Here is a 14,358-nt window from a genome sequence, read left to right on the forward strand (position 1 = left end):
ATAAGTTCTGTGATGTATCTAAGGAATTTAGCTGAATCAGTGCTAATCATCCAGTATAGTTTTGCATGGGTTTCATAGTAGCCTTGTAGCTATTGTAAAACCTTGTTCAACATACCGTAATTCAGCACATCACAGACTCAAAAAATGAAATATCGGGGTTTTCACATTTCTCTAGCGAAAAATTTCCGCCTTCTTTCTAGCAGTAATCTCAGATATACTTTACGCGTGGGAGCCGGACTCACGGCAATGCTAGCTGTTTCTAGCGGATCAATACTACTACCTGGTGAAGTTAATGCTGGTACGACTCACCCAGCAGGTATCGCCCCAACTCTCACAGCGCAAGTTCCTGCAACAGCCGCAGCGATTTACGTTAATCCAGCAAGCGGTACAGATAGGGCTGGTGCTGGTGCAACCTCAGCAACACCCTACAAAAGCATCAGTTTCGCTCTCAGTCAAGCCCAAGCAGGTACAGTTATTCAATTAGCACCTGGTAACTATAACCAAGAAAGTGGCGAAACCTTCCCACTGTTGCTGAAACCAGGGGTAACACTGCGGGGTGATGAAGCTAGTAAAGGTCAAGGGATATTAATAACAGGTGGAGGTTTCTACACTAGCCGCACCTTTGCCAGACAAGATATTACCATCCTTGCCGAGCAAGATACCACTATTACTGGTGTCACCGTCACCAACCCAAATAGCCGGGGTACGGGTGTGTGGGTGGAATCAACTAATCCCATCATCAAAAACAGTACTTTTACTAACAGTGTCAGAGAGGGTGTTTTTGTCACGGGTACAGCCAATCCCAAAGTCGAAGGTAATCTCTTTGTGCAAAACAAAGGTAATGGCATTTCAATTGCCAAAGCTGCCCAAGGAGAAATTCGGAGTAACTTATTTCAGGATACAGGTTTTGGTCTTGCGATCGGTGGCACTTCTACGCCCCTCATTGTGGAAAACCAAATTGTCGAAAACCAAGACGGTCTTTTTATCTCAGAGTCAGCGAAGCCCATATTGCGTAAGAATGTCATTCAGAACAATAAGCGGGATGGAGTAGTAGCAACTGTTAGTGCTTTACCCGACCTTGGCACCAACGAAAGTCCTGGTGGTAATCTGATCCGCAATAACACTCGTTATGATGTGAACAACGCCACCAAAACAGGTCAAATTATTGCTGTTGGCAACGATATCGATCAGAAAAAGATTTTTGGCTCAGTAGATTTTGTTGCCGCATCTGTTAACGTACCCCCTGGAGGGCCTGTTGCCTTTAAAGATGTGCCAGCAAATTTCTGGGCAAAAACCTACATCGAAGCTTTAGCCTCCCAAAGTATTATTGCTGGCTTTCCTGATGGCAGCTTTAAACCAAATGAACCTGTAACCCGCGCTCAATTCGCCACTATTGTCACTAAAGCCTTAACGCCACCAGTCAAACGTGCAGGCATTAAGTTTAAGGATGTAGCAACCAATTTTTGGGCTTACGCTGCAATTCAATCTGCTTACCAGAGTCAATTTGTTTCTGGTTATCCCGATGGCACTTTTAAGCCACAGCAGCAAATCCCCAGAGTACAGGTGTTAGTAGCTTTAGCTAATGGTTTGGGCTTAACTGCGAATAATCAGAATATCCTTTCCTTTTACACCGATGCTGCCCAGATTCCTAATTATGCGATCGCTCCTGTTGCGGCGGCAACTGCACGGCAATTAGTAATCAACTATCCCACAGCAAAGCAACTCAATCCTAATCGTCAAGCAACTAGAGCCGAAGTTGCTGCCTTTGTTTACCAGGCACTCGTCAATGCTGGACGCGCTCAACCAATTCCTTCATCCTATTTGGTAACAGTTCAGTAATGTCTAGTTAGCAAAATTGGAAGCGCCAGACTAACAAATTATCAGTCTAGCGCTTCCAAATAATGTGATTTTTACTAATTTTAGAGTTTTCTAAACATAAAATTTGGGGTCTTTAAATATAGCTGACCCCATTTGAATGTGATTGAGTTTATGGTCAGGGTCTTTATATTGGCTGACCCCGTTTCAATGATTTCTATTTTCCCAGAAATTTTTGCTTTTTGGGATTTCCTAATATTTTTTTTATTTTTTCTCTCTTGATATTTTAATCTTCATAAAATCATTATTAAAGGAGGTAGGAGCTACAGCTACTACCTTCCTTTGTGGTAAGCAGAGGCAATAGTGGAGGTTTTAAATACTTGCTCTTGGCACGTAATCAAATAGCCCCTTGGAGACATCCTAGCAGTTATTACTGAGGAGCGATAAAATTCGCTTAATGGCTATCTGAACGTCAAGCATGAGTGAGCAATTTGAAAAACGTCTTGAATGGTATCTAGTTGCAAATGTTACTTCGGAGCAACCGTTTGGTGAGAAGCATGAAATTCAGTATGGGACAAAGCATTTCAGTCCAAATACAAAGGTTTACTGTTCTGCTGCCATTTGGGGTGATGGTTACGAGAAAATAGTTGTTGCAGGTCGTCATCGTGGCTCGTCCAAATTAGTCCAAATGGTTATCCATGAGAAGTGATTAACAAATTGGCGCGCACAATATGTCTATTTACCAAAGCTCAAAGGATCGTTTTATATGCGGTCTTGGAAGTCAAAAGAACAGGTAGAAGGATTCGTTAAGAGTATATGCCACTGGCGAGAAGCAAAAAATGCGAGTAAGAAAGGCTTTGAAAAATTCCATCCCAATGAAGTTTTGATTTATGCTCTAATACTTAATAGATTTGCTGATGTGCAACAAGCAATTGAGCGAGGAGCAGATGTTAACTACTTAAGTCACGATGGACTGACACCTCTAACACTTGCTTTGAGTCGAAGCTGGTATTCACTTTCCACTTCCACTCAGTTTCTCTTAGAGAAAGGTGCTGACCTTAAAACCATTAACTATCAGTTCATTGAAAATGCCACCCAAAATCAATCGCTGTATCCTAAACCTATATTTAGGTTAGTTGAGCAGGCAATTGATCAACTATTTCCACACTCTCAAAGGTTTGATTTATGAAAACAGGATTATCGATGCCCAGTTTCAATTTCAACTGTTGAATTGTCTTCAGGAATTAGGATTTTTACCCGACTGGGTGCGTTGTTGCTGACGCTGTTCCCAGCGCCAGAGGAAAACCATTAAGGCAACAATTCCTACTTGGAGAGCTAAACTAGGCATTGCACTCTCAACATTACGTCCAGCAAGCACCTGGAAGAAAAAGACGAATGCACCGAGGGAGCCAGAAGCACCGAAAGCAATGTAAAAAAATTGTCGTAAGCCACGATAAGGAGCAGCTATTTCTGCTTTGAGGCTGGCATACTGTTCAGGGTTAAGACGATTTTTGGGATTTTGGTTTACCATGACTAAATCATGTTATAATTCAAGACTGTGTACGCCGATGTGGCTCAGTGGTAGAGCAGCTGATTCGTAATCAGCAGGCCGTGGGTTCAAATCCCATCATCGGCTTTGATAAAAGTATTGCTCAATACATACTAAAGTTTGACATAAATCAGGCACTTTCCTAAATACTTGTAAAAATAATAGTCCATATAGGACTTTATTTTATTTTTGAACTTACTCGTAGAAGCAGCCAAGAGGGAAATGTTTGGTTAAGGCAAGAGACTGATTATTGTAGAGACGCCGATTTATCGCGTCTTTGCTTTGCTAGAATTTTCATCAAAAAATCTTAACCGAACCGTATTGATAGTCTATCTGCAATATATTCTTTGTTGGCTGTCACTGAGAACTATTCAATTCGGGTATTGGCTATTACTGGAAAGTGATATTTAAAAAAATTGAGTAAATAAGCGTTAATCAGCTTTCTGATGTGCAACCAACTGACTGGGCATTTCAAGCGTTGCAATCTCTAATTGAGCGTTATTCCTGTATTGCTAGATACCCAGATGGTGACTTTAAAGGGAATCGCGCCATGACTCGCTTTGAGTTTGCTACTGCATTAAATGCCTGCTTAGACAAAGTTAACCAAATAATTAATGCTGATATTACAAGGTAATTTGGGAGGGATTATCATCGGGATGCAGCCTAAATTGACTGGTTCTTCAGCCGAGTTATCAGACTTACCTCGTCATGACCCAGATACGGGATTTCACATTGAAGGATTTTATCAGTATAAAATCAACAACAATATCAGCATTACTCCTGGTTTAATTTGGCTGACAGCTCCAAATCACAACGAGGAGAATGAGGATATTTTTATAGGAGTAGTTAGAACTACATTCAAGATATAAATAACGGAAACCAAAGCTGAGAATACCGCTAATGGTTTCATTGTACTTAGTTCATTTTTCAACTGTTATATGAGACCATTGTGCATCAACAATCTGACCTGCTGAGACAAGTGCCGATCTTTTTTGTTGACGCTTCAACACACCTACCGCGCCAAAAGCACCAAGAGCTAAAATCCCCAAGTTTATTGAGGGTTCAGGAACAGACTTAGCCTCAATCGCCGCCAGTGCAACATCTGCTATCACCTTATGACCAGCGGTTGTTGGGTGGAAATCGTCCCAAAAGAGAAAATTGTTGTTAGCTGGATTACATATATCTAGCCTATCTAGACAAGACTCAGTTACATTTGTAAAACCGAATGTGCTTGCCTGATTAAATAAAGAATTAGTATCAATATAAGTAATGTTGAGATCAGGGTTTTGACCCAAGGTGCTTACAGTTTGTGCTAAACCTAAGTTAAACGCACTAGTCGAATTACTAAGAGTTGTAGGGTTGCGACCATCTTTATTAGCCCCTGGTAGCTGTCCTAAATCTGGCAAGTTAAATACCAAAATATTTTTCGCGCCGATTCCTGCCAAAGTATTCAACGCCTGGGATATATTACTGATTGGCGTAGCCGAGTCTTCAGGATTAACAAAAAGGAAATCATTCGCACCTGCCCACAATGTATAAAGTGCATTTGGATCGGCAGTTTGATTATTTGCTTGTAGAATTCCAGCAAAGCCAGAGACTTGTTTGAGTACTCCCGGTAAATTTTGATTGGGAAAGACAGCGTTATCTAAACCAGAGGTAGCACCACCGAAAGCGAAGTTTATCCCTTGGGTAGGAATTGGTGTGGGAGGAATAGTAGTGAAATTTATATCAGTTACTAAAGTGGGGTGTAATCCTAGTTGATTTCCAAGATAATCCACCCAGTTTGGCCCATTGGAAAAACGTCCTTCAAAGTAAGGTGGGCTTGGAGGATATGTTTGACCGCTAGCATTATATATATTACCTATATCAGAAAGACTATCGCCAAATACATAAAGCTGATCGAAACTCGCAGCCGAGGCTTTGGTCGGCAACATGAAAGAAAATAGAACAAATCCGACTGCGACAGCTTGTTTTTTCATATTTGTTTTATCCGTGGTATTTTTTGGTCTGCTGAAAAGTGATAAAAGGGCGATAGTCTGACAAATTGTCCTTTGAGTTACTTCAATGGGTCGCGCCGAGCATTCCTCAACTTCTCCATAACACGCTATGCGTAGCTTGCTTCTACGAAGTGGTACAGCACAGCAAAAAGGTGAGTAATAGTAGCTCCGAGACTGGGTACTGGGGATTGGGAAAAATAATTTTTCCCAATTTGGTTGGGGTTTGAATCCCCATGAAAATTGTCCCAGTCCCTAATCCTCAATCCCCAATTTAAAACTAAGTACCTTTATTGAGCTATTCTGCGTTATTATACTTAAACTATGCCTTAAAAATTCATAAAACACAGATAAAAACGCTGAAAATACTTAGATTTACATTTTCTTCATCAAAAATCGGGATTTTACAAAGAAATAGCAAAATTTACTACCTAAAATGTTGTAATTGCTCACTTTTATGTTTAGGCTAAAGTAACTGCTTTTTAACTTCTCTTTAACTTCACAGCCTCAGCAGCCGATACACCCTCACCCTGAGTGCCAAAGTACCACAAAGCCATAGCAGCCTCAGCACGCGTTACTGATTTTTTGGGTTGAAACAGAGTCGTATAACCAAACACCCGCCGAATATTCGATTGTTCGCTATTTTGGTAATCAGCTAACACTGCTCTTAAAGCCTTGGGGTCAATTCGTGCTGCATCTTGGAAGCCCCAGGTTTGTTTGACTGTATCTAAGTTAGCAGAGGGTAAAGCTTGGCGAGTATCTAGGGGTAATTTCCACAGTAGTAACTGTTCCCGCGTTAGAGGTGCATCAGGACGAAACAAAACTACTGTCGAGTCTCCAGACAAAGGACTGGGAATTAATCCAGCTTCCGCTAATCCCTGAATAGCAGGAAAATCAGGGTCTTTTGCCGATAAATCACTAAAAGCTGGTTGATTACTTTCTGATGCCAAGCGAATTTGTTTAGCTGGATTGCTGGCATACATAGCATTGTTAGCAGCAATTAGCCAACGGGCATATTCCCGATGTGTAACGATTTTACTCGGTTCAAACTGTTTAGTAGTACTAATAGTAGAGTTGCTTTTAGTTGTCTTTGGCTCTAAAGACAAAATACCTAGTGTAGCCAAGTCTTGGATATGTTGCCGCCATTCTTGCGGTACTTTATTCAGATCGTTGAATATCTGAGATTCAGGTGTTGCTGTCGGGATTATTTGGTTATTAACCGTACTTGGTGTCTGTGCTGCTAAGTTTGCAGGTGGTATTGGGCCAATGAACTGGGGATTTCCTGGTTGAAGAGAAATAGCGTTAGTAGTTTCGCTAGGATTTGTAGTTAGGGTAGGTTGTGCCGTTGCAGGACTATTGGGTACATAATCAATCAGTAATTCAGTAGCCGTTTGGGGTTGATTCGGTGTGGCGTTAGTAACTGATTTAGGCTGAATGGAAATCTTCAACAGCAAATCGTTACGACGTGCCTCAAAAGCGCCCCCTGCATCATCTGTTGGCTGTTGCAAAATCTGCCAGTTATTTGTTTGAAACTGGCTGCGATAAAAGCTAGCAATAAAGTTGCTGGGGTCAGAACTCAACCAACGAGTTGAGATTTTATTTTCTGAACTGCTAGCAGGTGTAACTTCCTCTAGTTTGGCGTTGGAATACAGGGGAATATCCTTAGGAAAATCAGCTGGTAACTGAACTGTTGATTGGTTTTGCTGTGCTTGTGGTTGGTTAACCTGAGATTCTCCAAAGACAACTGGATTGCTTTGCAGTTTCGGATCTGCCGCCAAAGATTGTTCTATGTTTTTGGCGACTGGACTGTTAGCACAGGCTGTTAAGGAAGTGAGTAGAACAGCACAAATTAGAAATACAGCTGGACGTTTGCAGGGAAGCACAGGAAATCACAAATTGAGTTTCAATTCCTACCCTAGCGCAGACTGTTCATTAAGTGGGCATTGGGCATTGGGAATTGGGCAAAACAGTTCCGTTGGCGGATAGCTAAGGTTTAAGGACTTCCAAATAAAAAATATCGAATTAAATCCTGTGGGGTGGGCAACATAAGTACCCACCCCACAATATTGGATAATTTATTTCTTGGAGTTCCCTTAGCCTGTTCCGAATGGGGAATCTCACTTATTTACTCAGCACTCCTGAATGCCACTATCACACATCATAAAATTAGGACTTCGGCTACTGTTTGCGTAAGTCCTATAAGACTAATATTTGATTTTTGAACAAAACTCAGTACACCTTTATTCCTTCTTCCCAGTCCCCAGTCCCTTACCTATACGAGTGATTCAGAAATCAAAGACGCTCCATAGCGCAGCGTTAGCGACGCAGGAGCGTCTGACTCGCTTCGGATTGCTATAGCAACGGACAAGGAGGTTAGGACATTAACTGATGATAAAACCTATATACAAACAGACTTTCAACCCAGTCCCCTGCTATATATCTTTGAGATCACCAAAAGACACTACCGACTTGCGGTGTCTTCTTCGTAAATGTCTATGTTGGTGAAGATGATATCTCCAAAAATGAGTAAACGGTAGCAAAAGCTACCGTATTGTCTTTGTTTTACAGCCATTAGGTTTTTATAATTCCCATGCTTATTTATAGAGTTCCCTAAAATTCTGGAAAACTAACATTTTTGGAAAAAAAAGAAATAAACCTGAAATACTTGCTAAATAAGAGTTTTATTATTTGGGAGTTCGGAGAAAGTTTAGTTATTAGATCAAGGCGAAAGCCGCCGACTACGAACTGATCAATACTAGATTGTGAATCAATAGGTCGCGCCCTTTACAATTTTTTAGAGAGTTATCTAAATATTCCATTGCTAGAGTGGATAACTAGCTTTAATCTGGTTCCAGATGCACTAGTTGTAATGCGATGCCTGCGGCGGGCAAAGCCTACGTCAAGCAACTGAAGTGATAGACTAGGACTAAAGCCCCCCTAGCCTCACCCAAGGAGGGGAAATTAAGTTCGCTGACGCTGGCTTACAATCAATTTTGGAAATTATTCATCTAACGATGGTAAGCTGAGTAAGGCAATATCTGGAAAATGCCAGTTTTAAGCAATTCCAGGAACTTAGCGTAAGTTCATTATTCTTGGCGACTGGGGTAATAAGCAAAGTAGCTGAGTGTCGCAGCAGTTTTCCTAGTATCTCGAAATTGATTCTCTGGGGAAAATGCTACTTGTGCTATTGTCAAGAGTTTCTTGACAGCCTCGAAAGCAGTGAGTGCTTTCTCTAAAAGTGCGTAGTTTACCGCCGTAGGCATCGCCTCTATGTTATCTAAAGCTTTTCCTGAGATAACTCATCCCCTGTTCTTCTGGGGAGGATGGTAGTTTTTAAAGGACAAAGCTGGGCATAAGGTGTGCTTCGCAAGTTATAGAGGCAGTACGCAATTAGCTATGGCTGTTTTACCAATCATTAGTAGGATTAGGTAAAGGCAGGCAAAAAAGACACTTCATCGAATGCACTGGCGGTTGAGAAAACCCTCTACAAAATTGGTCTGAACAGTTAACAGCTTCCTGATAAATTAGATACAATTAGCATCTGTATTTACTTGGGTGATTGCTTATTCAAAGCGAGTACTCGAATTGACAGGCTACCTCACTAACCGATTTGACATAGTAATAACATTTTCACCTGCTAACTCTGGCGAAAATTTTTAATTCAGGGCAAATTAAGACTTATATTCAAGGGGCTTTGGTGTTTCTTGGAGATGAAGTTAGCCAAAAGGCTGAAAAAGATGTATCTGATGTCAAAAACGCAGATCGGATAGGAGTATGAAAATCTAAAATATATATTAAGAAGAAAAACAACGACCATCGACAACCGTCAGTCTATTTTACTTTCTGTAAAGCGTCACCGGGTTGTTACCAGTGCTGAAACACGATTACATGCAAGTTTCCCAGGATCAGCCGATTCATTCTGAGGCTCCACTCCAACTGCTGCTGTTTGTCGATGGACGCCCCAAGTCCCGCCAACAGGTACAGCGAATACGTGCTTACTTAAAAGAATTGCAGACTGAGTATAGTTTTGAACTTCAAACTATTGATGTTGGACAACAACCTTACTTAGCAGAACACTTTAAATTAGTAGCAACGCCAGCTTTAATCAAAATCCATCCCGAACCACGACAGGTTTTAGCTGGGAGTAATATCATAGCGCAATTGAAAAACTGGTGGCCTCGTTGGCAAGCTGCTGTAGACGCCTATTTAAAATTACAAGAGGACTTACAAGAACGTATAGACGATACTGCAAGGGCGACATCTCCCAAATCCACTATCCGTTCTGTTGCTGTTTCTGCTGAACTAATCCGACTCTCAGACGAAATTTTTCGCTTGAAACAGGAAAAAGATAACCTCCAAGAGCAGTTACAGTTTAAAGATCGGGTGATTGCAATGCTGGCGCACGATCTCCGCAATCCGTTAACTGCTGCTGCGATCGCCATAGAAACTCTTCAATCTAACTACAATCTAGATACAGGTCAATTTCAACGCCTCAAACCATCCTTGACCGCACATCTCTTAAAACAAGCCCGTAATCAAACTAAGGTTATCGATCGGATGATTGCCGACCTTTTGCAGGTAGGTCGTGGCAAAGATACAGAGTTTCCAATTTTACCACAAAAAGTACAGCTAGGTAAACTGTGTATAGATGTACTAGAAGAGTTGTGCGATCGCTATACCGCCAAATCCCAAGAGGTAGAAACGGATATTCCCAGTGACTTACCTTATGTATATGCTGACCCAGAACGCATCCGGCAAGTGCTAGTAAATCTGTTGGATAATGCCATCAAATACACCCCAGAAGGTGGCAAGATTAGCATTGCTGGACTACACCGCACTACCCAAAAAGTTCAGTTTAGTATTGGTGATACTGGGCCTGGTATTCCTATAGAGAATCGCGATCGCATCTTTGAAAACCACTTCCGCCTGCAACGGGATGAAGGTACAGAAGGTTACGGCATTGGTCTTTGTCTATGCCAACGTATCGTGTTAGCACATTATGGCCAAATTTGGGTAGATTCTGCCCCCAATAACGGAGCATGGTTTCACTTCACACTACCAGTTTATCCTTCTTAGGTAATGGGTATGGGGCATTAGGGCGGTCATTCACAAATGACAATTAAGTACTTGAAACAAAGCGATCGCGCCCCCCGGCCTTTGCTTGATAGAGTGCTTTATCTGCCAGCACAATCAAATCCGAAGGTGAGGATTCCCAAGTGGGGACAACAGTCGCCACGCCCATACTCAGGGTGACATGCTCACTCACCAGAGATCCGTTATGAACAATTTGCAAATCTTTGATTCCCGCTTGTATCGTTGCAGCAACGTGAAGTGCGCCAGATGCAGGAGTGTATGGCATAATCACAGCAAATTCTTCGCCACCATAACGCGCGACTAAATCCTGATATTTTTGTGCCTTAAGGCTTAAGACAGCACCCACCTTTTGTAAACAAACATCCCCGGCCGGATGGCCATATCTATCGTTATAAAACTTAAAAAAATCGATATCACACAAGATCATCGACAGAGGAGATCCCTCTTGTGCAAGATTAATCCACTGAGTATTGAGATAATCGTCAAAGCGGCGACGATTAGCCAACTCGGTTAAGCCATCTACATTGGCCAGGTGATGCAAAGCTTCGTTTGCCGCCTCTAATTGTTTGTATACTTGTGCTTGCTGTAACAGTCGGCGTAATCGCTGGCGCAATACAGGCCAGTGAATTGGCTTAGTAACATAATCAGTTGCGCCAGCGTCAAAAGCACGGTTTACAGAATCCTCATCATCCAAGCATGTGATCATCAAAATGGGAGTGCGCTCCCATATCTTGGAGATAACCGTATTGTTAAGGGTCGAGTCACTATCAAAGTTTGCAAGGGCTGATATTAAATTATTCCTGGCAATCTGGAGCAATTGCTTACAGCAGGTAAAACCATCCATCACAGGCATGACAGCATCTAGCAAAACTATATCCGGTTTGATCGTCTCGTAAGCATCTAAACATTGCTTACCATCATTGACCTCGACCACTCGATAACCTTCTTGTTCCATCGCTTTACGCAACAATACGCGGATGGTCTTGTCATCATCAGCCACTAGAATCAGTGGCGGTTGCTTAGTAGAAAGAGGAAATGGGCTTATGCCTGACATGAGTTGCCTTCCACTTGCGGGACTATCCTGAAAAAGGCTGTACAACTCGATCGCATAGGAGCGATCGCTATTTTCATCAATGGCAGGATTTGCGGCAGAGGTGTGTCTAGCTTCACAATCAACTGTTTTTTGACAATGGACTGCTCAATGTTCTTGAGCCAAGCAAGCGGTAGATAACTAAGTTGCATAGACAATCTATAATTGGAACACGAAGGCAATTCTTACCTTTTTGTTCGGCTGTGGTTATGGGAGAAAATGTTACTTTTATATTTCCCAATTGTTAAAGTTAAATTGCAATTTTTTTGAGAATTGCAAATGGACACCTTACGCATTTAGTTTTGGAGTTACTTTAGAAACCTAGTAAGACAGAACAAAGCAATTGCCAAAGTGCCCTCAAAAGATAGCTAACACTAAATTCTCAGATCGACTGACTTAAATTTATTCAGTCTATCCGGTAAGGTTTTCTGGGGTTTAGTATAATTACATAAGGTTGAGATTAAGCCTTTACAAGGCTTGATTATTAATTGAATCTAGGTTAATAAATTAAGTAAAAATTCTTATTTAGTTGTATTCAGAATATTGAGTTATAAAAAAATAGATTTTTTTTTAGGTATGTATATAAATATACTAAAAATTAAATTTATTTAATATATTGAACAGCTAAATCTTAGAATCACTTCACAGACTGTAGATTAAAATTGCCATCTTATTAACTAAGAAAACAACAATTCTTGCAAAAACTCCAAAATTATTTACATTCACTAAATCCTTAAAATGCCAGACTCATTAATGTATCAGCAGGATAATTTTGTTGTCCTAGAAACCAATCAACCAGAACAATTTCTGACACTATCAGAATTATTAAAAAAGCTCGAAACAACTCTCCAAAAACTCATAATTCAAGATTTGTCGCCTGACTTACAAAAGTTTGATACTGTGGAAGCTCAAGCACAATATTTACTCGACACCACCTGCGAATTAGATATTGGCCCTGGGCAATATCTACAGTGGTATGCAGTTCGTTTAGAAAAGTAACTTTTTGGTCAGTGATTAAGAGAATCCCAAAAAAGAAATTTTCTAATAGTTTAGTAAAGTGGAAGACTACTTGCTTAAACTGCCTAGATGGCCGACTTCTTCAAGAAGTCGGCTATCTAAATCGTAGATAAAGGCATAGAGTTGAGGTAACAATAATTTTTGTTATTGACTACTGACTAAAGACTCTTTTTGAGTATTAATCAGCGCTAGCTCAATTGTATTTTCAGACGGCTGTGTTATTTGAATCTCCAATCCAGGACCAAAATAATTGGTCATTTTTTCCTGCTTTTGTTGCCACACATCAAATGGTATTAGCGGTGAATCAAATTCTAAAATTAGGGCATAGCTCCCATTCACTTCTGTTTCTCGCAACCCTGTGACTGTTGGTCGTTCCTCGTCTGTGGGACTCAAACCTAGAAAAGAAAGTGTTGTATCTAGATGAGCATCTTGACCATAGCAATATCGGGTAATATCTTTGCGAATTTTATTTTGAGTTTCAGTCGCTTGCTGCTGGCGTAATATCAATGCTGATGGTGATGTCGTTTGGCTAAAAGGTACTGGCTTAAGTTCATTAGCTTTCAGCGCCAGCCCTCCCAACAATAGAGGAATCCCGTAAAAAAATCCGACAAGATTGAGTGTGGCATTATTATCAGCATAGGCAATGAAGCCAATCACGGTTAATATACCGCCGATAGTTAAACCGAGTGTTCCCAAAGAGATTTGGCGTAGCATGAGCTTAAATTAGTATAAAGTCAGAATACCTTAGTTTTATTATCATCGGCTATGAGCAACAAATTAGGGAAGAAAATCGTTCCCATCTGGTAGTGAAAAGGGCGAATGAAATTTGTCCTAGCTCTAAGTTGACACGTATGAGTAGGGTTACGGAAGATACAGAGAGTTTCTGACGAAGAAAAGTTACTTTAGTGAACTACTAAGGGCGTACAGTGGCCAAAATATTAGATTTTGAGTTAACTTTAAATTTAAAGGTAGTTAAAGATAGGAAAAAATAATGGATTTACAGACTATAAAAGAACGAATTGTCGCAGTTCAAAGTAAACGTGAGTACCTGTTAAGCCTACTGGAACAACCAAACCTGGGAACTTTGAGAGTTGACGTAAATCAAGCTTTGGAAGAACTAGATGAATTAATTGATGAATTTAGACGCACCATTCCTGTAGAGTAGAAAATATCAAAAATTGCGTCGGTTTAACCCTCAACTTCAGGCTATACCGACGCTTTTTATTACCATCATGTCATCAAATCCCCAGAATTAAACTAAACCTCAGTTGGCGAAGCAACATAGCTTAATCAGTTTATCCTGCTGCTGAATCATCTCCTGCACGCTTACCTAATTGTCTAACTAAGGCAATAAGTTCACTTGTAGGTACATCTTTCTTACAAACGTCATCAAAGCTAGACATTTGTTTTGTACCCTGGAAATTTACGTCTTCCACTGAGGAGTAAGCAAGAATTTGGGTGTTGGGAGATATAGCTTTAATGTGACTAGACGCACTCCAGCCATCCATGACAGGCATTTGTAAATCTAGAACAATTACGTCAGGATGGCAACGTTTAACCATTTCTATAGCTTCTTCACCATTACTGGCTAAACCTACTACTTGAATATTCTCCTGGCAAGAAAAAACCAATTGTAAGGTTAAACGAGTCAGTTCGTGGTCATCAACTACTAGAACACGCAAGGTAGAAAGCTCACAGGATAACATTAACATTGAGGGGAAAGACAAATTTATTCAGAGTAACCCCTCTAGTGTATGGGAACAAGTACCAGCACTGACTCTATCCTATGGTTGAATAAC

At 40.8% G+C, this 14,358-nt stretch carries 15 protein-coding genes, 1 tRNA gene and 1 pseudogene; 9 read left to right on the forward strand and 8 right to left on the reverse strand.

Annotation, left to right across the window (positions count from 1 at the left end; translation table 11 throughout):
• The first annotated feature begins 144 nt into the window (after positions 1 to 144).
• The 3 genes from FD723_RS18150 (at position 145) to FD723_RS18160 (ending at position 3,004) form a co-directional block, all read left to right on the forward strand.
• Positions 145 to 1,839 carry a DUF1565 domain-containing protein gene (locus tag FD723_RS18150; protein WP_179066572.1) on the forward strand — a complete coding sequence of 565 codons (1,695 nt, stop codon included), beginning with the start codon at positions 145 to 147 and terminating at the stop codon, positions 1,837 to 1,839.
• Between the two features lie 454 nt (positions 1,840 to 2,293).
• Positions 2,294 to 2,524 (forward strand): hypothetical protein, encoded by a 231-nt coding sequence (locus FD723_RS18155; protein WP_179066573.1) that lies wholly within the window; start codon positions 2,294 to 2,296, stop codon positions 2,522 to 2,524.
• 57 nt (positions 2,525 to 2,581) lie between these two features.
• Positions 2,582 to 3,004: an ankyrin repeat domain-containing protein gene (locus FD723_RS18160; RefSeq protein WP_179066574.1), complete on the forward strand. Its 423-nt coding sequence runs from the start codon at positions 2,582 to 2,584 to the stop codon at positions 3,002 to 3,004.
• 48 nt (positions 3,005 to 3,052) lie between these two features.
• Here FD723_RS18160 and FD723_RS18165 read toward each other — a convergent pair whose 3' ends face one another.
• On the reverse strand, positions 3,053 to 3,346 hold the full coding sequence (locus FD723_RS18165; protein ID WP_179066575.1) for a DUF3493 domain-containing protein: 294 nt from the start codon (positions 3,344 to 3,346) through the stop codon (positions 3,053 to 3,055).
• A gap of 33 nt (positions 3,347 to 3,379) precedes the next feature.
• Here FD723_RS18165 and FD723_RS18170 point away from each other — a divergent pair.
• From FD723_RS18170 to FD723_RS18180, 3 genes and pseudogenes are all read left to right on the forward strand, one after another.
• Positions 3,380 to 3,451 (forward strand) — tRNA-Thr (locus tag FD723_RS18170).
• Positions 3,452 to 3,791: 340 nt separating this feature from the next.
• Positions 3,792 to 3,977: pseudogene (locus FD723_RS18175) on the forward strand (iron uptake porin); the annotation flags it as partial.
• 1 nt (position 3,978) lies between these two features.
• The gene (locus FD723_RS18180; RefSeq protein WP_179066576.1) at positions 3,979 to 4,233 is read left to right on the forward strand and encodes a carbohydrate porin; all 255 of its coding nucleotides are present in this window, start codon (positions 3,979 to 3,981) and stop codon (positions 4,231 to 4,233) included.
• Positions 4,234 to 4,284: 51 nt separating this feature from the next.
• Here the strand turns inward: FD723_RS18180 and FD723_RS18185 are convergent, their stop codons facing one another.
• From FD723_RS18185 to FD723_RS18195, 3 genes are all read right to left on the reverse strand, one after another.
• Positions 4,285 to 5,343, reverse strand: a complete 1,059-nt coding sequence (locus tag FD723_RS18185; RefSeq protein ID WP_179066577.1) for an SGNH/GDSL hydrolase family protein — start codon at positions 5,341 to 5,343, stop codon at positions 4,285 to 4,287.
• A 497-nt stretch (positions 5,344 to 5,840) separates the two neighbouring features.
• Entirely contained in the window at positions 5,841 to 7,241 is a 1,401-nt protein-coding gene (locus tag FD723_RS18190; RefSeq protein WP_179066578.1) for an S-layer homology domain-containing protein, read from the reverse strand.
• Between the two features lie 1,203 nt (positions 7,242 to 8,444).
• The gene (locus FD723_RS18195; RefSeq protein WP_179066579.1) at positions 8,445 to 8,621 is read right to left on the reverse strand and encodes a hypothetical protein; all 177 of its coding nucleotides are present in this window, start codon (positions 8,619 to 8,621) and stop codon (positions 8,445 to 8,447) included.
• A gap of 607 nt (positions 8,622 to 9,228) precedes the next feature.
• Between FD723_RS18195 and FD723_RS18200 the strand changes: the two genes are divergently transcribed.
• A complete protein-coding gene (locus FD723_RS18200) occupies positions 9,229 to 10,434 on the forward strand; it encodes a histidine kinase (RefSeq protein WP_179066580.1) in 1,206 nt (401 codons plus the stop codon).
• 43 nt (positions 10,435 to 10,477) lie between these two features.
• On the opposite strand, the gene FD723_RS18205 is transcribed toward FD723_RS18200, so the two are convergent.
• On the reverse strand, positions 10,478 to 11,506 hold the full coding sequence (locus tag FD723_RS18205) for a PleD family two-component system response regulator (RefSeq protein ID WP_179066581.1): 1,029 nt from the start codon (positions 11,504 to 11,506) through the stop codon (positions 10,478 to 10,480).
• The gene (locus FD723_RS18210) at positions 11,494 to 11,694 is read right to left on the reverse strand and encodes a hypothetical protein (protein WP_179066582.1); all 201 of its coding nucleotides are present in this window, start codon (positions 11,692 to 11,694) and stop codon (positions 11,494 to 11,496) included. Before FD723_RS18210 ends, FD723_RS18205 begins: the two co-directional genes overlap by 13 nt.
• 586 nt (positions 11,695 to 12,280) lie before the next feature.
• On the opposite strand from FD723_RS18210, the gene FD723_RS18215 reads away from it, so the two are divergent.
• Positions 12,281 to 12,541 carry a chlororespiratory reduction protein 7 gene (locus FD723_RS18215; protein WP_179066583.1) on the forward strand — a complete coding sequence of 87 codons (261 nt, stop codon included), beginning with the start codon at positions 12,281 to 12,283 and terminating at the stop codon, positions 12,539 to 12,541.
• A gap of 162 nt (positions 12,542 to 12,703) precedes the next feature.
• On the opposite strand, the gene FD723_RS18220 is transcribed toward FD723_RS18215, so the two are convergent.
• Positions 12,704 to 13,273, reverse strand: coding sequence for a DUF2854 domain-containing protein (locus FD723_RS18220; RefSeq protein ID WP_179066584.1), 570 nt, complete (start codon positions 13,271 to 13,273; stop codon positions 12,704 to 12,706).
• A 277-nt stretch (positions 13,274 to 13,550) separates the two neighbouring features.
• Here FD723_RS18220 and FD723_RS18225 point away from each other — a divergent pair, with 277 nt between their 5' ends.
• Positions 13,551 to 13,724, forward strand: coding sequence for a hypothetical protein (locus FD723_RS18225; RefSeq protein WP_179066585.1), 174 nt, complete (start codon positions 13,551 to 13,553; stop codon positions 13,722 to 13,724).
• Between the two features lie 130 nt (positions 13,725 to 13,854).
• On the opposite strand, the gene FD723_RS18230 is transcribed toward FD723_RS18225, so the two are convergent.
• Positions 13,855 to 14,271 carry a response regulator transcription factor gene (locus FD723_RS18230; RefSeq protein WP_179066586.1) on the reverse strand — a complete coding sequence of 139 codons (417 nt, stop codon included), beginning with the start codon at positions 14,269 to 14,271 and terminating at the stop codon, positions 13,855 to 13,857.
• Positions 14,272 to 14,358 lie beyond the last annotated feature (87 nt).

This window comes from Nostoc sp. C052 (assembly GCF_013393905.1).
Taxonomy (GTDB): Bacteria; Cyanobacteriota; Cyanobacteriia; order Cyanobacteriales; family Nostocaceae; genus Nostoc.